Below are 20,151 nucleotides of genomic sequence, written 5' to 3' on the forward strand. Positions count from 1 at the left end.
TTAACGATATTATTCAAACTAAAATCAATCACATTCCAAGTCATTTAGTGGCATATTACATCGCCAACTCCTCTGATTATTACTCAACGCTGACTCGCCTATCCCTAGACACTATGTCAAAATAATCCCCCTGATGACGACAACACATAAAGAACCACGGATATGAATTTTCAAGCCGCTATTTTTGACATGGATGGATTGCTGCTCGACACCGAGCGGCTTTGTATGCAAATTTTTGAAGAAGCATGTCACGCGCAAGGGGTGCCATTTTTACAAGATGTTTATCTAGGCATCATTGGTTGCAACGCAAAAACCATTGAACAGATCTTTAGAAATGGCTACGGTGAAAACCTAGACTACCCAGCACTGAATAACGAATGGCGCACGCGCTACAGTGCGATTGTTAAGCATCAAGCTATCCCTGTAAAAGATGGTGTGATTGAGCTGCTAGAGTGGCTAAAATCGAATAACATTCCAATCGCGGTGGCAACCTCTACTCAGCTCGATATCGCAAAGAAGAAGCTTGAGTTGGCTGGTCTGGATTCTTACTTCACCTCATTAAGTACAGGCTGCGAAGTGACTCACGGTAAACCTCACCCAGAGATTTACTTGCTGGCGGCTGAGCGCCTAGGCGTTGCTCCTGAAACTTGTCTTGCATTTGAAGATTCAAACAACGGCATTCGCGCATCGATGGCAGCGAACATGATCAGCTTCCAAATCCCTGATTTAGTAGAACCATGTGACGAAGTAAAAGCGCTTGGACACACCATCAGCCCTTCTCTGCATCATGTGTTAGCGCAGCTTCAACAAGCCGCCGCTTAAGCTCTGATTACCGTTGATAACGCTTTAATCAACACAGAATAACCTTTCTATTAAGCCGACTCACAGAGTCGGTTTTTTTGTGGGTATTCCTTTTATAAAAGATAAAAACTCGCGCTTGAAACTGTTAAAGTCGATATGAAACGACACGGATCGATAAGCAACATTGATAACGTCTAAAAATGGAGAAAGAGACGCGTGATTGAAAAACTTGAAAGCCAACTGCTTGATTTTGCACAACAAGAAATGATACAAGATGCGGCGCATGATATCAGCCACATCAAGCGAGTAGTCAAAACTGCTAAGGCTTTATGTACTCAAGAACAAGCTAAGCTTGAGGTCGTTCTGCCTGCTGCTTACCTTCATGATTGTTTCACCTTTCCCAAGAATCACCCAGACAGAGCCAAAAGCTCGCAAATGGCAGCAGACAAGGCGATCTCTTTCCTCAAATCTATCGAGTATCCCGCGTCCTATCTTGATGAGATCCATCATGCGATTGTCACGCACAGTTACAGCGCTAACATCACACCAGAAACCTTGGAAGCTCAAATTGTTCAAGATGCTGACCGCCTAGATTCGCTCGGTGCGATTGGCATTGCTCGCTGCCTATACGTTGGTCAAAGCTTTAACGCAGAGCTTTATAACCACGAAGACCCGTTCGCTGAACATCGTGACTTGGATGACAAGCATTACAGCGTCGACCATTTCTACGTGAAACTGTTCAAGCTGGCTGAAACCATGAATACAGAATCCGCCAAATTAGAAGCCAACAAGCGCACCGACTACATGCGCGGTTTTCTTGATCAACTGGCCTCAGAGGTATAACACCTTGCGGCTTAAAACTATTTAGCTGTTTTGTTTAATTGATTTGAAGACAGTAAGTAGCTTAGGCTACTTTTCATCTGCAAGTTTGACCCCATATCATTAAGCATTGGCTACACAGATGTAATTTGGAACCTCCAATGACCCAAGAAAAATTCGACACTATTTATCAACGCGCAGCTCACCGTAAAGGCGGAGCGGCCGAGCTCAAAAAGATTGTTCGCGCGCCCCTTTCCCAAGCCGAGCTATCGCAAATCACCGACGACCGTTGGCTAGCCGCCTTTACCGAAAAGGTATTCCAGTGTGGTATTTCGTGGAATGTGGTGAGAAAGAAATGGCCGCAATTCGAAGAAGTGTTCTTTGAATTCGACATCGAAAAGATGCTGATGCTACCGAATGAAATGTGGGAGCAGAAAGCGCAAGACCCGCGCATTATTCGCCACCTGACTAAGGTGATGACTATCCCTGCCAATGCCACCATGATTCACAACGCCAAGCGTGAAGCGGATTCCTTCTCACAAATGGTTGCCGACTGGCCTTCAGAACACATCACAGAACTTTGGGATTATCTGAAGAAACACGGCAAGCGATTAGGTGGTAATACTGGTGCCTACACTCTGCGCCAAATGGGTAAAGATACCTTCATCTTGTCATCGGACGTTGAAGCGCACCTACGCAGTACCGATGTGATCGATAGCGGTCGTAACACCAAGCGAGCACAAGTCGCGGCAAGTAAAGCTTTCAACGAGTGGCAGCAGCAATCAGGACGTAGCCTGAGCGAGATCAGCCAGATCGTGGCATACAGCTGTGGTGACAATCGAGTTTAGTTACGAAAACACCCTCGTATCGCTGTTACACAATCTCATGCTGCTCGATATGCACCTGTCTTTGTGCAAACTACATGTTATAAATCATTAACAAACCAGCGTGTATCGCACTTTCATTCAGTAGCATTGTATAGATAAATGTATACAATATAGAGTAACACTCATGAAATATACTCGAGCCACCCTCTTCGACTAAACAAGGGCCCTTATCTCTATGACAGCTCTCAAAAACTCTGTCTCCAAAGGTGTAAAAACGAAAGTAACCGGCCAAACTCAAGACGATGTTGTTTACTGCCATATCTTCGACGCGATATTAGAACAAAGGCTGCCACCGGCCACAAAACTAAGCGAAGAAGCGCTAGCAGATATCTTCAGTGTAAGCCGTACTATCATCCGTCGTGCCTTGCTACGTCTCTCGTTAGAGCAAGTTGTCGTGATCCGCCCTAACCGAGGTGCCGTGATTGCAGCCCCCACAGTAGACGAAGCCAAACAGATATTTAAAGCACGTGAAGTGATGGAGATAGCGATCACTGAGCTTGCTGTGAAAAACGCGACCAAAACACAGATAGAAGAGTGCAGAAAGTTGGTCGCGAAAGAGAACTGCGCCTTCGACCAAGGCGACTATGGCTCTGGTTTACGATTGTCTGGTGAGTTCCACATTAAACTGGCAGAAATGGCAGAAAACGCACCTCTGCTCGCTTTCCAACGCAGTTTAGTGTCGCAAACATCACTGCTGATCGCTCAATACGAAACAGGTAACCACTCAAACTGTTCTCTAGACGAACACTCAGGGTTACTGGATGCGATTGAGTCTGGTAACGAACAACAAGCGGTAGAATTGATGCACGAGCACCTAAGCCACATTCGTTCTAAACTCAACCTAGACAGCAGTACGGCTTCTAGTGACCTGCATGTGGTGTTCTCTGATCTGCTTAAGAGCAAGTCATAGAAGATTCAGCAAGCGATTAACAACTTTTGTTTACAAAACAGGAGAGAAGTAAGCCTCAACGTTTACTTCTCTTTTTATACGTGAAACCCTCCTCCATCGTTAGAAATCATGCCTAACTTCCTTGTTCGCCTTGCTATTACTAGCCTGAGTAAGTCTATAGAAGCACATAGCACAGGAGCCCCACCTCAACAAAACATCCTATATTTTTGTATACATACTTAAAAATATATTCATCCCTCAAAACTTATAGAACTCAGCAAACCTTATATAAAACAAATAAATAAAACCAAAAATCCATTGTATACAATTTAACACTAAATGACTTTGTTGCATTTTTGTAAATAAATAGTTGACCAAGGGGTCAGGATGGATAATTATTGAGTTAGAAGTCAAAAAGAATACACATGGAAATATGTCGATTTACAAGGAGGTCTCTTGATTACTTTTTTGCTCAATCAGGAAATAAGATGTGAAGATAATCTGTCGCCGAATATGACAGTGCTCAACTACCTTCGTACCAAGGTTAATAAAACCGGTACAAAAGAAGGTTGTGGGTCGGGTGACTGTGGTGCATGTACGGTAGTTCTGGGTGAAGTGGTTGATGGACAACTGCAATACCGCTCGGTGAACTCTTGCCTGACGTTCGTTTCAGCGCTGCATGGAAAGCAACTGATCACAGTAGAAGATCTACAAAACCGAGATCGCTCTTTGCACCCAGTGCAGAAAGCAGTGGTGGATTTTCACGGTTCACAGTGTGGTTACTGCACACCTGGCTTCATCATGTCGATGTTTGCGCTAGGCAAGAACAAACCCGATGCGAGCAAAGAAGACGTCATGGAATCACTGGCGGGTAACCTATGTCGCTGTACGGGCTACCGACCAATTGTTGATGCTGCGATGTCGCTTTCAACAGACCAACCTTTGATCGACCAATTCGCTGAACTTGAACGCAACACCATCAAGAAGCTAGAAAATATTCAAGACACCGAGGCCAACTTACGCCTTGGTCACCTCACCGCTTTTTCCCCGAAAAGCACTGATGAGCTGGCCAAGCTTTTTCAAGCACATCCGAACGCTAAGCTGGTTGCTGGCGGCACGGATTTAGCACTGGAAGTGACTCAATTCCATCGTGAGATTGAAACGCTGATCAGCGTAAACCTAGTTGAAGACATGAAGGTATGCAAGGAGACCGACACCGATTTAATCATTGGTGCCAATCTACCTATCAGTGATTCTTACTCACTACTGAAAAAACACTACCCAGATTTTGGTGAACTGCTGCATCGCTTTGCCTCACTGCAAGTGCGTAACCAAGGCACCATCGGCGGTAACGTTGCCAATGCCTCACCTATCGGAGATACCCCTCCTCTGCTGATTGCTCTCGACGCGAAAATCAAACTTCGCTGCGGAGACGAGTCACGCACCATGCCGATTGAAGACTACTTCATCAGCTACAAAGTGACGGCGCAAAAAGAGAGTGAATTCATTGAACAGATCATCATTCCTAAACCAACTAACGATAGCTTCCGAGCCTACAAACTATCTAAGCGCTTAGATGATGATATCTCTGCAGTGTGTGGTGCATTTGATATTCAAATCGAAGACGGCAAGGTGTCTTACGCTCGTATCGCCTTTGGCGGTATGGCTGCAACACCTAAGCGCGCGGCGCGTTGTGAAAATACGTTATTAGGCAAACCGTGGACAGACGCTAATATTAAGTTAGCAATGCAGGAACTGTATAACGACTTTGAGCCGCTATCTGATTTCCGTGCCAGCCAAGAATACCGTTCACTGTCGGCAGCAAATATGTTGCGTCGTTACTTCATTGAACAGCAGAACAAAAACAACCAAATCGAAACAAGGGTAACGTCTTATGTCTAAATCAAATTCCTCTGTTCACAAGAGCAATGCGATGACCCACGAAGAGATGGTTACCATTGCAAAACAAGACCTAAAAACTGGCGTAGGTAAAAGCGTTAAACACGACAGTGCAGCCAAGCAAGTAACGGGCGAAGCGGTATACATTGATGACCGCCTAGAGTTCCCAAATCAGCTGCACGTATATGCACGCCTGAGCACTCAAGCACACGCCAACATCACCAAAATAGATTTATCACCGTGTTACGAATTTGAAGGCGTGGCAATTGCCATTCAAGCCAAAGACGTACCGGGTGAATTGGATATTGGTGCGATTCTTCCTGGTGACCCACTGCTTGCCGATGGCAAAGTAGAATACTACGGCCAACCTGTGATTGCCGTGGCAGCCAACGATTTAGAAACCGCGCGCAAAGCTGCACACGCTGCAATCATTGAATACGAAGAGCTTCCTGCAATTCTTGACGTAAAAGAAGCGCTAGAGAAAGAACACTTCGTCACAGAGAGCCACACTCAACAGCGTGGTGACTCTAAAGCAGCACTAGCAAAAGCAAAACACGTAATTTCTGGTGACCTAGAGATCGGTGGCCAAGAACACTTCTACCTAGAAACTCAAATCAGTAGCGTGATGCCAACTGAAGATGGCGGCATGATCGTGTACACCTCGACCCAAAACCCGACCGAAGTTCAAAAGTTGGTTGCGGAAGTGATTGGCGTACCGATGCACAAAGTCGTGATTGATATGCGTCGTATGGGTGGTGGTTTCGGTGGTAAAGAGACTCAAGCAGCCTCTCCAGCATGTATGGCAGCTGTGATTGCTCACCTCACCGGACGACCAACCAAAATGCGTCTGCTACGTAACGAAGACATGCAGCAAACTGGTAAACGCCACCCGTTCTACAACCAATATACGGTCGGTTTTGACGACAATGGTGTGATTCAAGGTGCCGACATTACCGTTGCAGGTAACTGTGGTTACTCGCCAGACTTATCAAGTTCTATCGTCGACCGCGCAATGTTCCACTCAGACAACGCCTATTATCTAGGTGATGCAACTGTAGTCGGTCATCGATGCAAAACCAACACAGCATCGAATACCGCTTATCGTGGCTTTGGTGGCCCGCAAGGCATGATGACCATTGAACACATCATGGACGAGATTGCGCGTTACCTGAAAAAAGATCCTTTGGAAGTACGTAAGGCGAACTACTACGGCGAAGAAGGCCGTAACGTGACCCATTACTACCAAACCGTTGAAGACAACTTTTTACCTGAGATAACCGAACAGCTTGAGCGCAGCAGTGACTATCACGCACGTCGTAAAGAAATCGCTGAGTTCAACAAGCAAAGCCCTATTTTGAAGAAAGGCCTAGCGATCACACCAGTGAAATTCGGCATCTCGTTTACTGCGACTTTCTTGAACCAAGCAGGTGCGCTCATCCATATCTACACCGATGGCAGTATTCATTTGAATCACGGTGGTACGGAAATGGGGCAAGGCTTGAACATCAAAGTGGCACAAATCGTTGCACAGGAGTTCCAAGTCGATGTCGAACGTATCCAGATCACCGCTACAAACACAGACAAAGTTCCGAACACATCACCAACCGCAGCCTCATCGGGCGCCGACCTCAACGGTAAGGCCGCGCAAAACGCCGCAATAACCATTAAGCAGCGCCTGATCGACTTCGCTTCTTCGCACTTCAAAGTGTGGCCTGAAGAGGTGGTATTTAAGAACGGCATGGTGCAGATCCGCGATGAGATCATGACCTTCAACTCATTTGTTGAACTGGCTTGGTTTAACCAAATCTCGCTATCGAGCACCGGTTTCTACCGCACTCCGAAGATCTATTACGATCACGAGAAAGCACGCGGTCGTCCGTTCTACTACTACGCGTATGGTGCCTCTTGCTCAGAAGTTATCATCGATACCCTAACCGGCGAGAACAAGATTCTGCGTGTTGATATTTTGCATGACGTGGGCGCTTCACTGAACCCTGCGATTGATATCGGCCAAGTCGAAGGTGGCTTTGTGCAAGGTGTCGGTTGGTTAACAACGGAAGAGTTGGTTTGGAACCAGCAAGGCCGCTTGATGACCAATGGCCCGGCAAGTTACAAGATCCCAGCGATTGCCGATATGCCAATTGATTTCAGAACGCACCTTTTAGAAAACCGCAGCAACCCAGAAGACACCGTCTTCAACTCGAAAGCCGTGGGTGAGCCCCCTTTCATGTTGGGTATGTCGGTATGGAGCGCACTGAAAGACGCAATAAGCTACGTAGCTGTTGATGGCGCGATTCCTAAGCTCAACACACCTGCAACGCCAGAGCGCATTCTGATGGCGATTCAGGAAGTAACTGAAACGGCTCCGACTTCGGTCGATGCACAATCAGAAACGGCTTAGGGCTCATATCGATCGTTTAGCTTGGGAAGCATAAAAAGGGATTTAGGAGGACATATGTTTAAGGATAATTGGATTCACGAACTGGCAAAACTGGAAGAGAACTACGAACCGTGTGTGATGGTGACAGTGCTTGAAGACAGAGGTTCCGTTCCACGCGATGCGGGTACCAAGATGCTTGTCACTCGTGACCGAATCATCGCTACGATTGGTGGTGGTCACCTTGAACATGTGGCCACTAAAATGGCTCGCGAGATGCTGATTGCCAGCGAAAAATCACTCAAAGTAGAACGCTTCAACCTAGGCGCTCGTTTAGGCCAATGTTGTGGCGGAATGGCGACGTTAAGCTTTGAACCGATTGGCACTCAGCAGAACCAGCTTGTGCTGTTCGGCGCTGGTCACGTTGCCAAAGCGTTGCTGCACATTGTCGCAACCCTACCCTTCCGTGTGACCTGGATTGATGAGCGTGAAGAAGTATTTCCTGAAACGCTACCACACGGTGTGAAGAAGCTTGTCTCAGACGACCCCGTCGGTGAAGTGAAACACATGCCGCCGAACAGCTATTACCTAGTGATGACGCACAACCACCAGCTCGATTTTGACCTAACCAAAGCCATTATCGACCGTGAAGACAGCCGTTACTTCGGCATGATCGGCTCGCTTACCAAGCGTAAGAAGTTCGACTTCCGCTTAGAGCAGCGCGGCTACAGCCAAGAACAAATCGAAACCATGCTTTGTCCGATTGGTATTAGTGCTGTGAATGGCAAACATCCTGCCGAAATTGCGGTATCGGTTGCGGGTGAACTGATCGCACGCTATCAAGGCCAAGCCCTTGAACAAAAGCGCCCAACCAAACAATATCGAAATCAGGATTTGACCGATCAACATAGTCAACCAAGCGACGTAGGCGAACCACCATTGGAAGAGAAGATCGCCTAACACAAGTCGCAAAGCTTTAGCGGCCATAACGTCGCTGAAGTCATTAAAAGGAAGTAAACATGACAACGCAACGCAAAGCTTATCGCGCCAGTATTTTACACAGCGTCGCCGACCCAAAAGACGTCGGTATCGATGAGTCTTACGACTATTTTGAAGATGGTGTTTTAGTGGTTGAGAACGGCCATGTCGTCGACTTAGGTCATGCCGACGAGGTATTGGCTCGCCAACCCAAAACACTCGAAGTAAAAGAATACAAAAACAAGCTGATCACCTCTGGCTTTATTGATACGCACATCCATTACCCTCAAACAGGGATGATCGCGTCTTACGGTGAGCAGCTTCTTGATTGGTTAGAGAACTACACCTTCCCAGAAGAAAAGCGCTTTAAAAACCCCGTCTACGCACAAAAAGTAGCCAAGCTGTTTCTTGACGAACTAGCCAGCAATGGGACAACTACAGCACTCGTATTCGGCACGGTACACAAAGAGTCGGTAAATGTATTCTTTGAAGAAGCTGAGAAGCGTAATCTACGTATGATTGCGGGCAAAGTTTTAATGGATCGCAATGCGCCTGATTACCTCACCGACACTCCAGAATCAGGCTATGCCGACTCAAAAGAGCTGATCGAGAAATGGCATAAACGCGGTCGTTTGCACTACGCCGTGACACCTCGTTTCGCACCAACCAGCACACCAGAACAACTTGCTACTGTCGGTAAACTGCTAGAAGAATACCCAGACGTGTACATGCACACTCACCTTTCTGAAAATGAGAAAGAGATCGAGTGGGTGAAATCGCTGTTCCCAGAGCGCGACAGTTACCTAGATGTATATGACCACTATGGTCTGCTGCATAAACGCTCGGTATTCGCGCACGGTATTCACTTATCAGATTGCGAATGCAAACGCCTAGCGGATACCGATTCGGCAATCGCATTTTGCCCAACCTCTAACCTTTTCTTAGGCTCAGGTTTATTCAGATTACCAGAAATGGAAGAACACGGCATTCGTGTCGGCGTGGGTACTGATGTTGGCGCAGGCACCAGCTTCTCGATTCTTCAAACCATGAGTGAAGCGTATAAGATCATGCAGTTACAGCATAAGAAGCTGCACCCGGCTAAGTCACTGTTCTTGGCAACACTAGGCGGTGCTCGCTCGCTGCATTTAGAAGACAAGATTGGTAACTTGGAAGTCGGAAAAGAAGCGGATTTCGTGGTGCTCGACTTACACGCCACACAATTGATGCGCTTCAGGATGGAGCAAGCGACCAAGCTTGAAGAGAAACTGTTCGTGCTAATGAGCTTAGGTGACGACAGAACCGTCAGCGAGACTTACATCTACGGCGAAAAAGCTTATGACGTGAATTTCAAAGATTACAAAAAGCTCGTTAGTTAGGCTTAAAACCGAGTAACAATCGCTAGACAGCGACAAGCCGTCGTTAATTAAAAATCCGTCCAGATTTATCTAGCCTTTAAAGACCAGTTGCTGATGCCACTGGTCTTTTTTGTGCTTCATTCAAAGAAATATAAATTAACCGCTCACAGACAACGATCTTCGGTGACGCCAAGTCATTATATTGATAGGTTAATGTTTATACATCTCGACTTTATGCTTCGTTTGGCGTCTCTCTAAAACATTCGTTTCTCAGCTAAATGGAAGCACCCAATCTAGAAAGGAATTCTATGTTCGAACAGGTCGTCAGCATTCTGTTTCCCGTTTTTGCTTTAGCCAGTGCTGGCTTTGCGGTAGGTCGTTGGCTCAAGCCCGATTTCAAACCGATCAATCGTATCAACATGGATGTGTGTATTCCTGCTTTGGTGTTTGCATCACTGACCACCATGCCCCTCGACACCGAGCAACTGCCACTCATCACCGCTTCTTTGGTTTCGGTGTTGGTGCCCGCTTTATTGATGATTCCAATCTGTAAGATCTTTAAGCTCAACTTCAAAGCTTGGGCTCCGCCACACATGTTCCGCAACAGTGGTAACCTTGCGATTCCTCTATTCACGTATACCTTTGGTGAGAGCGCATTAGCCCCTGCAGTACTGCTGTTTGTGGTGTCGGCTTGCGTGCACATTAGTGTTGGTTTAGCACTGCTGAGTGAAGGTAACCCGATCAAACAGATCCTCAAAATGCCGATATTCTTAGCCGCTGCGTTGGCGATGACGCTAAACCTATCTGGTATTGCAGTATGGAATCCAATCTACGAAGCCACCTCACTACTCGGCCAAGCAGCCGTGCCTATCATGCTGTTGTCACTGGGTTCGCAAATGGTGAACTTGAAGCTAAGTGGATTAAAAGTTGGCTTGCTGTGTACGGCTCAATCGCTGTTCACAGGGGCCATCGCCTTTGCCATCATCTATTTCTTTATCCCGCTGCCTACGCTGCATCTTCAGATGATGGTGCTGTTTACCATGCTGCCACCTGCCGTGATGAACTACCTGTTCGCAGAAAGGTTCAATGTCGAGCCGCCCAAGGTCGCATCTATGGTGTTGTTCGGCAACTTCCTGAGCGTGGTTACCTTGCCGATCTTGCTGTCCTTCGCGCTGTCTATGTCGTCTTAAAGAATCGCGAACCTTCAGGTTTACAACCTTTAAAACTTAGCCAATCAATAAAAAGGGAGCGCAACTTAGCAAAGTTGAGGCTCCCTATTAAGAATATATTTATTGTTTCTCTACACTGTGTGTCTCTCCGCAAGCACCTCTTTAAATGCGAACATGCCATTTAACGCTGCAGGGAAACCCGCATACACCGACATCTGCAATATCACTTCTTTGATCTCTTCCTTGCTGCATCCGACGTTGAGTGCCGCATTCAAATGCACCTTAAGCTGAGGCGCACAATTGCCAAGTGCAGTGAGAGCTGCCACGGTCGCAATCTCTCGCGATTTCAAATCCAAACCGGTGCGCGAATAGATGTCACCAAAGGGATACTCGATAGTATATTTGGCAAGATCAGGACAGATATCTTGCAGGCTTTCGATAACCTGTTGCCCTGCTTCTCCGTCGATATGATTAAGCCTTTCTAAGCCAATGTCGAAACGCGATTGATTCATAGGTTTGCTCCTTTTTGTGATTTACAGGAACACCTTACAAGTTAGAGTCGACTCTAAGTCAACGGACTTTTCCATCTCGATACAAACTAATTTTTTGCTCTAGCGCAGCCAGATGCTTTTGCTGCTCTTCAATATGGGAACACAAATTTTGTTGATGCTGTTCCAGCAACGCTTGCCGCTGAGAAGTCGAATCTGGCCCTAACTCCCTCAACTTTGCGTATTCTAAAATCTCATCCAGTGGCATTGCGGTGTCTTTTAGACGCTTCACAAACTCAATCCAGGTAACGTCCTTCGATGTATAGACTCGATGGCCGCTACTGTTTCGCTGAACATTTTTCAACAAGCCGATTTTTTCATAGTAGCGAAGCGTATGGGCTGACAAACCCACCAACCGAGAAAACTCACTCACATTCATTACTTCACCTTTTCTATCTGGGTATAAGTACTAGGAACTCAAACTATCCGCACTTATCTAATTTGAGCTCTGCGGTCACTTTCGTCAAACGCAAAGCAATAGCAAAACACACTAAGTAAGGACTCACATACCAGAAGAGGCTTTCTAATGGCTGCTTCACCTGCGCTTCTCTGGTTTTTATGTATTGGTTTTTCTGCTTCTCATACTGACTCAACATACCATCCACCCACACTGCATCGTTTTCCACCAACGATACGCTAGGCGCAGGAACCGTAAAGTCGGCGGCGTTGGGCAACAGAGTGAAATCCACATTTTTAAACGTAATGGCCGTGTTCAAATACCACAAACACGCTTCATGATGCTGACCATGAGTGTCTAAAGACGGCTGACCGGTACACATATCACTTCTTAATTTATCCAAAGAGAACTGCTGAATCGACTCTAAAATAGTGACCGCTCTAGTTTGTTCAGTCTCAACCCAATCACCCGCCACCGATGCACGAATTTCAGAAACCGCACCCAGCATGCCGATACCCGCCAACAGCGGCCATAAATAATCCATAAGCTTCCATTTGCGTCGGCTCAAGTTGAACCCACACCAAATTGGAATATGTAAGATGAGCGTTAGCCCTAGTGATAGCAAAACGAAATTAAAGGAGCTAGAGAGCATGAGTTCGCTATCAAAGAAGTTCTTCATAATGAGAGACTTGCCTGTATAACAAAGAGAAATTTGATACTAGGTTCGATATTAGAAAAGAGTGTAAGAGGAAAGTAAAAACAGCACCAAGAATTGGCGTGGCGCCTTGCGCTGTATCTCGAGGTCACCTACCACTACCAAATAGAATCATCAGTGTTGGTAAATTTAGACCCAACAACATTAAACAGACATGCATACTCATTCAATCGATAAAATGATATTTATAAATTCATATTGTCCAAAAACAAAAAGCCCCGGTTATAGGAACCGGGGAAACAGGGTGGGATGAGTTTGGCGCGTGCCCGTAAACCAAACTCTCCCCAAGCCTCACCTAAGACTCATGCTCTTAGGGAAAGGATTCACATCATTATTGGAGCGTAGCGCCTTGTTCTACCCAAGTGCCGATCAGTGCGCGTTCTTCGTCGGTCATTTGAGTCATGTTACCAAGCGGCATCACCTTGGTTGTGACGGTTTGAGCAACAATCCTTGGTACGTTGGCTTTAATCTCTTCTGGGGTATCAAACATCACACCGGCTGGCGCAGCAGCAAAAGCGGCGTGGCTTGGGGTTGATGAGTGACACACAGAACAGCGCTCTTGAATGACTTTGTTGATGGTTTCAAAGCTTACGCCTGCGCTAGCCGTTTGCATTGCGTGGTCTGCAGGTGCAGCTTGAGAACTAGTCGTTGAAACGGTGTCGTTTGCAGCAAGTTCTTCTGTCGCTAATTCAGTTGCACTGACTTGCACTTCTTGAACCACTGGCGCTTGTACAACCGGAGTCATCTGCTTTTTGGCGTAAGGCGAGGTAACAAACGCAAGCGTGATCATCCCTAATGCTGCTACTGGCACTGTCCATGCGAACTTCTGACTACCATGACGCGTGTTGAAATAGTGACGTACCAAGATGCTGAAGATCGCTAGGCCAGCAAGGATCAACCAGTTGTATTCCGAGCCATAAGTGCTTGGAAAGTGGTTACTGATCATGATGAACAGCACTGGCAGTGTCATGTAGTTATTATGACGAGAACGCAGTAAACCCTTCGCTGGCAATGCCGGATCCGGTTCGCGCTTCTCTTCAATCGCTTTCACCAAGTTACGCTGCGCAGGCATGATTACGCGGAATACGTTACCCACCATGATGGTACCAATGATGGCACCCACGTGGATGTAAGCACCACGACCACTGAACACTTGAGTTAAGCCATAGGTAGCAGCGACCAGCAGCACAAACAGCACAACGCCAAGCAACACAGGCGTTTTACCCAATGGCGAATCACACAGTAAGTCGTAGATAAACCAACCGGCAACAAATGAACCAATACCAATCGCGATTGCGGTGGTTGAATCCAGGCCAGAACCCGGTGCAATCAGGTAAATTTCAGCGTTAAGGTAGTAAACCACACCCAGTAGACACACACCGGTGATCCACGTGAAGTAAGCTTCCCACTTGAACCAGTGCAGATGCTCTGGCATTTCTGGTGGCGCGAGTTTGTACTTTTCTAGGTGATAAATACCACCGCCGTGAATCGCCCATAAGTCGCCTGAAAGGCCAGTTTTAGGGTTAACTCGGTTAAGGTTGTTCTCTAACCAAACAAAGTAAAATGATGCGCCTATCCACGCAACACCAACAATCATGTGAATCCAGCGAATCGCTAAATTCAACCACTCTGTAATATGCGGATCCATAATAAACTCCTGTATCACAACACTTTAGCTAAGCATTGCTCTTCCTTATTGTCGTCCGTTGGCAGATCGTCCAAATGCAATGCCACTCGATCGTTGTCGAAATAAACTTCATCACAGTTGTGCCCTTCGCCGCCTCTATCGACGATCAAGAACTGGTCTTGATCGGTGAGGGCAAGAACAGGGTGATGCCACACCCCTTTGTGATAGTTCACTCCTTGACGGCCGTTACTCAAGAAGGCTCGACTCTGAGCTAGCGCTGGGTCATCGCCTTTTGGCGCCACAACAATTAAATAGGGTTGACCGAGTAATGGAATGAATGCCTGAGAGCCAAGTGGATGACGCTCTAACATTTTGATGGTCAGTGGGTAGCTTAACGGTGTGGCTTGGAAGATGCTGATGATGGCTTCTCCGTCTTGGTCTTGTACATCCGTTGTCGCTAGCTTGTGGTAGCGACGTGTTGATCCACTGTTGATCATGAAGAAATCACTATTATCGGACTCGATAACATCGCCAAACTCTGCAAAAGCCTGCTTGGTTAACGGTTCGATGGATAAACGACGTATTCCATTACTCATACTCATTTCCTTACCTATTTCGCTTTCGTACCAAACAAACGCAAACGGCTGATACCGCCATCTGGGAATATGTTTGCACGTACGTGAGTAATCGCACCAAGGTCGTTAACCTCAGAAATGAATTCGTGAATCTCGTGCGCTTGCAGCTTTTGTGCAGGCAACAGTTCACGCCAGAATAGGCTTTGTGTTTCTACTTGGTCGTCGGTACCGCCTTTCACGTAAGCCGCTTGAATTGAGCAGCTGTCTGGATAGTTACCTTTGAAGTGTGCCGTATCAACTATGATACGCTCGATGTTGCCAGGGTGGCCGAGTGCCACGATAACCCAATCGTTACCCGGTGTACGACGACGCGCGGTTTCCCAACCATCACCCATGTTTTCACCGCGGCCTGGGCCTAAAATGTTGGCTTTATTGCCGTAGTGTTCGTCACTACACGCCAACGCTCGACCACCGTGTTCAACGGCTGCTAGATCAACTTGTTGTTGAGAATCTATCGCGTCCCAATCAACACTTGGTCGGCCATAAACACGTAAGCGTGCAACACCGCCGTCTGGGTAGATATTCAAACGTAGGTGCGTAAATACTTGGTCACTTTCGATTGCTTCAAGATGATGGTGATCACCTTGTAGTGCCATTGAAGGCAGGATTTCTTGCCACTCTGTTGAGTCTGTTGGCTCACCTTGTGGTGAATAACACGCGTCAATGGATGCCGAAGGTGGGAAGTTACCTGTGAAGAATGAAGTATCAATATCAACACCAGCAATGGTGCCAGCTAATCCAAGGCGAACCACGCAGTAGTCGTAACCTTCACCGCGTTTACGTCTGCTTTCCCAGCCGTCCATCCACTTACCGTTGTCGTCGAAGAAGTCATCTTTCCACTCTGGTGCAGCATGGCTAAGCAGACGGCTTTTATCTGCAAAAAAATCGTCTGTTACGAAGATAGCTTCTGCGCCGATTTTCTCGTCTGCAAGGTTTATGTACTGTTCAAATTTATGGGTCATGTCCGTGTAATCCTATGAAATTAATCAAGTAATAATAAAATGAGAAATTAGTGGCTAATGTTTTATAAATCAAAACTTTAGCGTACTAAGACTGGACTGAGATAGCTGTTAACTCCGTTAACTTACATATCCCAGAGACGAAACATCGCGATCTTGTTGATCTCTTGAATCGCCGTAGCAAACTCAGTTTCACTATCATTTCCTAATCGCATCTCGAACGACTCAAGAATTTGGTAACGATTGGCTCCCTTCACCGCCATAATAAAAGGGAAATTGAAGCGACTTTTGTAGCTGTTGTTGTAAGAAGTGAATTTTTCAAATTCTTCGGCGCTGCACTTTTCAATGCCCGCCCCCGCTTGTTCTTTGGTCGACGACTCGGTAAGTTCGCCGTTTACTGCAGCTCGACCGGCTAAATCCGGGTGAGCATTGATCAAAGCCAACTGTTTGCCTTGGTCTGCACTTAACAAGGTCGATGCCATTTTCAAATGAAGATTCTCGATATGGTCATCTTCGGCACTCAAACCTTGGTCATACACCGCTTCAGCAACCCACGGGCTATGTTCGTAAACATCAGCAAAGTGCGCGACAAAAGTATCGCGGCTCATGGTTGTTGGTTGGCAAGATCGAAATTCAGTCACGTTAAGCCTCCTTGCTTCACTGCTACTTCTGTTGTTGATGAACGTTGTTCGGTTGATAAGGGTGATGTTGGTGCCAGTGGTTGGCAATATCGATTCGACGACATAGCCACACACTGTCGTGCTGTTTGACGTAATCTAAGAAGCGTCTTAATGCAGCAATACGACCGGGACGACCAATCAGACGACAATGCAACCCAACCGACATCATTTTCGGTGCGGTTTCGCCTTCCATATAAAGGGTGTCAAACGTGTCTTTAAGATATTGGAAGAACTGATCACCCGAGTTGAAACCTTGCGCCGTTGAGAAACGCATGTCGTTTACATCGAGTGTGTAAGGGATCACCAATTGCGGATGACCAGTCTCGGTGTGCCAATAAGGCAGGTCATCATCATAGGCATCGGAGTCGTAAAGAAAGCCGCCTTCTTCTGCGACTAAGCGACGCGTATTGGGACCCGTTCGCCCGGTGTACCAACCTTGCGGGCGCTGACCCGTCACTTGTTGGATGATCTCAATCGCTTTAGTCATGTGATCGCGCTCTTCAGACTCATCAATGTATTGATAGTCTATCCAGCGGTAACCGTGGCTACAGATTTCGTGCCCCGCTTCGACCATGGCTTTGGCAACGTCTGGGTGACGCTCAATCGCCATTGCGACCGCAAATACGGTCAGTGGGATTTCATATTCATCGAACAAGCGAAGAACACGCCACACACCCGCTCGGCTACCATACTCATAGATGGATTCCATGCTGATGTGACGTTCGCCTTTGATCGGCTGTGCTGACGGGATCTCTGAAAGAAAAGCTTCAGACTCGTCGTCTCCATGTAACAAACAACGCTCACCGCCCTCTTCATAGTTCAATACAAAAGAAACCGCGACGCGCGCATTACCTGGCCATTGAGGGTTTGGAGGATTAGCTCCGTAACCGATCAAATTTCTTGAATAATCCTTATTCATCCAAGTACTCCTAACATAAGTGGTTGGCTTAGCCGCTCTTTCGTTGGTTCATCAAAATGAATCAGTGAGTGGATTTTCCAAAAACCGAGCAACCTTACCCCGTACATTTATTGTATACAATTATTTATCTCAATGTAAAGATTTTGTTATTAAAGTTAATTTTAATCATTCATATCATTTAAAAACAACAGGTTAATGAAACCCAAGCTCACTAAAAAACGATAATAAAGATCTATAAAGTCAGAAAAAACGACAGATTAACCAACATTTTTATAACAATTAACTTTACTAATTGTGTACAGTTCGTACATAGTTAGTGATAACAAAGTGACCAGTTGCATTCTTTGCAAGGTCGAATTACACAGATAAACCACGGAACAGAGGAGCGCCAAAAGCGCTATTAAAGGACTATGGGAAGACTAACAACACACGTATTAGACACGACTCACGGCTTACCAGGTGCAGAGATCAAGGTAGAGCTTTATAAGGTCAACGAAGACTCAACAGAAAAGCTGGCGACGGTACTCACCAACTCCGATGGCCGAACCGATGCGCCGATTCTGGCAGGAAATGATTTCCGACCGGGGAAATACCAATTGGTGTTTTACGTCGCTGATTACTACAGAAGCAAAGGCGTGGAGCTGGATGGCGTGCCCTTCCTAGATGATGTGGTTATTCGCTTTGGTCTAGATAATCCAGACGCGCATTATCACGTTCCTCTTCTCGTCTCGCCTTACAGTTTCTCAACCTATCGGGGCAGTTAGTCCCGTGACCTAGAACTTCGAACTAGGCTCAACCGACAAATATTGAACAGATTCACGTGTACACCCCAAAAGGTGTGCACACACTAAACACGCTCATATAAAAATACTAACAACGTTATTAGTTAGAAGTTGATGACTAAACAACAGATAACTAAAGAAATAGCGGCTAGGAAAAAACCTTAAAACTTAATATTGAAATCTCGCTGTATTCAATAAATGGATCACAACATAAAAGGACTTGCTGACATGAGTGAGAGTAAAACAGAAATACTCAACCAAGATGCGAACAACGGAATTTTAGAGAAGTTTTTTAAAATTAAGGCCCACGGAAGTAGCGTAAAAAATGAGTTAGTCGGCGGTGTCACTACCTTCGCAACCATGGCTTACATCATCTTCGTTAACCCACAAATCATGGCCGCTTCAGGCATGGATTCAGGTGCGGTATTCGTCGCAACCTGTATTGGTGCTGCGATCGGCTGTTTGTTAATGGGGCTATTTGCCAACTGGCCAGTTGGACTTGCACCGGGCATGGGTTTGAACGCCTTCTTCTCGTTTACTGTTGTGAGTGAAATGGGTTATAGCTGGGAAGTGGCACTGGGTGCGGTGTTTATCTCCGGTATTTTGTTTGTCGGGATGAGTTTTTACAAAGTACGCCAATGGATAATTGAAAGTATCCCAGTGAGTCTGCGTTATTCCATGACAGCGGGTGTTGGTTTGTTCTTGGGTCTGATTGGCTTAAAAACGGCAGGTATTGTAGTGGAAAATCCAGCAACATTGGTTTCTTTAGGTGACTTCACCAAACCTGAAGCGCTACTGGCCGCTATTGCTTTCCTCATTATTTCGGTTCTGAGTGAGCGCAAAGTATTTGGTGCAGTGTTAATTGGTATTTTGAGTGTGACTTTGGTCGGCATGATGCTTGGCTTAGTGCATTACAACGGTTTCTTTGCTGCGCCACCAAGTTTAGCGCCTACGTTCCTAAAAATGGACATTATGGGCGCTCTCGATGTTTCAATGATCAGCGTTATCTTGGCCTTCCTTTTTGTAAACATGTTCGATACCGCTGGTACTTTGATGGGCGTGGCTGAGCGTGCAAACCTAACCAATCCTGAAACGGGAAAAATTGAAGGCCTGAGCAAAGCGCTTAAAGCCGACAGTATCTCAAGTGTGGCAGGTGCGTGTGTGGGTTGTCCGCCAGTCACCAGTTATGTAGAAAGTGCCGCCGGTGTTGCAGCAGGCGCACGAACAGGCCTATCTGCGATTGTGGTTGGCGTATTGTTCTTAGCGGCGATTTTTCTATCACCACTTGCAGGCATGATCCCAGCTTACGCAACTTCTGGAGCACTCATCTATGTAGCGTTCGTGATGATGAGCAGCATGCAGCACATCGACTGGAAAGACTTCACAAACGGTGCTCCTGCTGCCATTACGGCGCTAATGATGCCCCTAACGTTCTCTATCGCCAATGGTATCGCACTGGGTTTCATTACCTACACAGTGCTGAAGCTGGCGACAGGTAAAACAAAAGACGTTTCAATTTCGATGTACTTCCTAGCGGCTATCTTCATCGCCAAGCTCGTATTCATCGGCTAATCACCAAACGTAACTATCGCTTGGCCTGCTCGCAGGCCGAGCTATCAAGAAACAGGTTACAACACCATTTTTATGACCCTACGCAGTTTGTAGAAGTCAATGTTTGACCGCCAATCGCCTGTAAACGGAAACACAGGCAAAGG

The 20,151-nt window shown here is 46.5% G+C and carries 19 protein-coding genes; 11 read left to right on the forward strand and 8 right to left on the reverse strand.

The genetic code is table 11. From position 1 onward, the window contains the following. Positions 1-162: 162 nt before the first annotated feature. The 9 genes from ACED48_RS09635 to ACED48_RS09675 all read left to right on the forward strand — a co-directional run bounded on the left by ACED48_RS09635 (position 163) and on the right by ACED48_RS09675 (position 11,195). On the forward strand, positions 163-822 hold the full coding sequence (locus ACED48_RS09635; protein WP_017054894.1) for an HAD family phosphatase: 660 nt from the start codon (positions 163-165) through the stop codon (positions 820-822). A 195-nt stretch (positions 823-1,017) separates the two neighbouring features. Next, positions 1,018-1,644 carry an HD domain-containing protein gene (locus ACED48_RS09640; RefSeq protein WP_017054895.1) on the forward strand — a complete coding sequence of 209 codons (627 nt, stop codon included), beginning with the start codon at positions 1,018-1,020 and terminating at the stop codon, positions 1,642-1,644. Positions 1,645-1,781: 137 nt separating this feature from the next. Beyond that, complete coding sequence (locus ACED48_RS09645; RefSeq protein ID WP_017054896.1) at positions 1,782-2,468, forward strand: DNA-3-methyladenine glycosylase I; 687 nt, start codon at positions 1,782-1,784, stop codon at positions 2,466-2,468. 214 nt (positions 2,469-2,682) lie between these two features. Continuing rightward, complete coding sequence (locus ACED48_RS09650) at positions 2,683-3,417, forward strand: GntR family transcriptional regulator (protein WP_017054897.1); 735 nt, start codon at positions 2,683-2,685, stop codon at positions 3,415-3,417. 435 nt (positions 3,418-3,852) lie between these two features. Then, complete coding sequence (xdhA, locus tag ACED48_RS09655) at positions 3,853-5,298, forward strand: xanthine dehydrogenase small subunit (RefSeq protein WP_032547848.1); 1,446 nt, start codon at positions 3,853-3,855, stop codon at positions 5,296-5,298. Continuing rightward, a complete protein-coding gene (xdhB, locus tag ACED48_RS09660; RefSeq protein WP_017054899.1) occupies positions 5,291-7,696 on the forward strand; it encodes a xanthine dehydrogenase molybdopterin binding subunit in 2,406 nt (801 codons plus the stop codon). Before xdhA ends, xdhB begins: the two co-directional genes overlap by 8 nt. A 54-nt stretch (positions 7,697-7,750) precedes the next feature. Continuing rightward, the gene (xdhC, locus tag ACED48_RS09665; protein WP_017054900.1) at positions 7,751-8,632 is read left to right on the forward strand and encodes a xanthine dehydrogenase accessory protein XdhC; all 882 of its coding nucleotides are present in this window, start codon (positions 7,751-7,753) and stop codon (positions 8,630-8,632) included. A gap of 59 nt (positions 8,633-8,691) precedes the next feature. Continuing rightward, the gene (guaD, locus tag ACED48_RS09670) at positions 8,692-10,026 is read left to right on the forward strand and encodes a guanine deaminase (protein ID WP_017054901.1); all 1,335 of its coding nucleotides are present in this window, start codon (positions 8,692-8,694) and stop codon (positions 10,024-10,026) included. Between the two features lie 287 nt (positions 10,027-10,313). Next, positions 10,314-11,195: an AEC family transporter gene (locus tag ACED48_RS09675; RefSeq protein WP_017054902.1), complete on the forward strand. Its 882-nt coding sequence runs from the start codon at positions 10,314-10,316 to the stop codon at positions 11,193-11,195. Between the two features lie 110 nt (positions 11,196-11,305). On the opposite strand, the gene ACED48_RS09680 is transcribed toward ACED48_RS09675, so the two are convergent. From ACED48_RS09680 to puuE, 8 genes are all read right to left on the reverse strand, one after another. Then, positions 11,306-11,686, reverse strand: coding sequence for a carboxymuconolactone decarboxylase family protein (locus tag ACED48_RS09680; RefSeq protein WP_017054903.1), 381 nt, complete (start codon positions 11,684-11,686; stop codon positions 11,306-11,308). A gap of 58 nt (positions 11,687-11,744) precedes the next feature. Then, a complete protein-coding gene (locus ACED48_RS09685) occupies positions 11,745-12,101 on the reverse strand; it encodes a MerR family transcriptional regulator (RefSeq protein WP_017054904.1) in 357 nt (118 codons plus the stop codon). Between the two features lie 43 nt (positions 12,102-12,144). Further along, positions 12,145-12,663 (reverse strand): hypothetical protein, encoded by a 519-nt coding sequence (locus ACED48_RS09690; RefSeq protein ID WP_017054905.1) that lies wholly within the window; start codon positions 12,661-12,663, stop codon positions 12,145-12,147. A gap of 502 nt (positions 12,664-13,165) precedes the next feature. Beyond that, positions 13,166-14,482: a urate hydroxylase PuuD gene (locus ACED48_RS09695; protein WP_017054906.1), complete on the reverse strand. Its 1,317-nt coding sequence runs from the start codon at positions 14,480-14,482 to the stop codon at positions 13,166-13,168. A gap of 14 nt (positions 14,483-14,496) precedes the next feature. After that, positions 14,497-15,057 (reverse strand): ureidoglycolate lyase, encoded by a 561-nt coding sequence (locus ACED48_RS09700; protein ID WP_017054907.1) that lies wholly within the window; start codon positions 15,055-15,057, stop codon positions 14,497-14,499. Positions 15,058-15,071: 14 nt separating this feature from the next. Then, positions 15,072-16,058, reverse strand: a complete 987-nt coding sequence (gene alc / locus ACED48_RS09705) for an allantoicase (protein WP_017054908.1) — start codon at positions 16,056-16,058, stop codon at positions 15,072-15,074. A gap of 122 nt (positions 16,059-16,180) precedes the next feature. Next, positions 16,181-16,696: a 2-oxo-4-hydroxy-4-carboxy-5-ureidoimidazoline decarboxylase gene (gene uraD, locus ACED48_RS09710; protein WP_017054909.1), complete on the reverse strand. Its 516-nt coding sequence runs from the start codon at positions 16,694-16,696 to the stop codon at positions 16,181-16,183. 22 nt (positions 16,697-16,718) lie between these two features. After that, positions 16,719-17,654 (reverse strand): allantoinase PuuE, encoded by a 936-nt coding sequence (gene puuE, locus ACED48_RS09715; protein WP_017054910.1) that lies wholly within the window; start codon positions 17,652-17,654, stop codon positions 16,719-16,721. 410 nt (positions 17,655-18,064) lie between these two features. On the opposite strand from puuE, the gene uraH reads away from it, so the two are divergent. Together uraH and ACED48_RS09725 are read left to right on the forward strand one after the other, a co-directional pair. Further along, on the forward strand, positions 18,065-18,418 hold the full coding sequence (uraH, locus tag ACED48_RS09720) for a hydroxyisourate hydrolase (RefSeq protein ID WP_017054911.1): 354 nt from the start codon (positions 18,065-18,067) through the stop codon (positions 18,416-18,418). Positions 18,419-18,664: 246 nt separating this feature from the next. Further along, complete coding sequence (locus ACED48_RS09725; protein ID WP_017054912.1) at positions 18,665-20,008, forward strand: NCS2 family permease; 1,344 nt, start codon at positions 18,665-18,667, stop codon at positions 20,006-20,008. Positions 20,009-20,151: the final 143 nt, after the last annotated feature.

Origin of the sequence: Vibrio sp. 5S239 (genome assembly GCF_041439575.1) — a bacterium.
GTDB lineage: Bacteria > Pseudomonadota > Gammaproteobacteria > Enterobacterales > Vibrionaceae > Vibrio > Vibrio kanaloae.

Bases quoted from the DNA above. Each gene is read 5' to 3' on its own strand.
- ACED48_RS09635 (WP_017054894.1), top strand. From the start codon at position 163: ATGAATTTTCAAGCCGCTATTTTTGACATGGATGGATTGCTGCTCGAC.
- ACED48_RS09645 (WP_017054896.1), top strand. From the start codon at position 1,782: ATGACCCAAGAAAAATTCGACACTATTTATCAACGCGCAGCTCACCGT.
- ACED48_RS09650 (WP_017054897.1), top strand. From the start codon at position 2,683: ATGACAGCTCTCAAAAACTCTGTCTCCAAAGGTGTAAAAACGAAAGTA.
- xdhB (WP_017054899.1), top strand. From the start codon at position 5,291: ATGTCTAAATCAAATTCCTCTGTTCACAAGAGCAATGCGATGACCCAC.
- xdhC (WP_017054900.1), top strand. From the start codon at position 7,751: ATGTTTAAGGATAATTGGATTCACGAACTGGCAAAACTGGAAGAGAAC.
- guaD (WP_017054901.1), top strand. From the start codon at position 8,692: ATGACAACGCAACGCAAAGCTTATCGCGCCAGTATTTTACACAGCGTC.
- ACED48_RS09675 (WP_017054902.1), top strand. From the start codon at position 10,314: ATGTTCGAACAGGTCGTCAGCATTCTGTTTCCCGTTTTTGCTTTAGCC.
- ACED48_RS09680 (WP_017054903.1), bottom strand. From the start codon at position 11,686: ATGAATCAATCGCGTTTCGACATTGGCTTAGAAAGGCTTAATCATATC.
- ACED48_RS09685 (WP_017054904.1), bottom strand. From the start codon at position 12,101: ATGAATGTGAGTGAGTTTTCTCGGTTGGTGGGTTTGTCAGCCCATACG.
- ACED48_RS09690 (WP_017054905.1), bottom strand. From the start codon at position 12,663: ATGGATTATTTATGGCCGCTGTTGGCGGGTATCGGCATGCTGGGTGCG.
- ACED48_RS09695 (WP_017054906.1), bottom strand. From the start codon at position 14,482: ATGGATCCGCATATTACAGAGTGGTTGAATTTAGCGATTCGCTGGATT.
- ACED48_RS09700 (WP_017054907.1), bottom strand. From the start codon at position 15,057: ATGAGTAATGGAATACGTCGTTTATCCATCGAACCGTTAACCAAGCAG.
- alc (WP_017054908.1), bottom strand. From the start codon at position 16,058: ATGACCCATAAATTTGAACAGTACATAAACCTTGCAGACGAGAAAATC.
- puuE (WP_017054910.1), bottom strand. From the start codon at position 17,654: ATGAATAAGGATTATTCAAGAAATTTGATCGGTTACGGAGCTAATCCT.
- uraH (WP_017054911.1), top strand. From the start codon at position 18,065: ATGGGAAGACTAACAACACACGTATTAGACACGACTCACGGCTTACCA.
- ACED48_RS09725 (WP_017054912.1), top strand. From the start codon at position 18,665: ATGAGTGAGAGTAAAACAGAAATACTCAACCAAGATGCGAACAACGGA.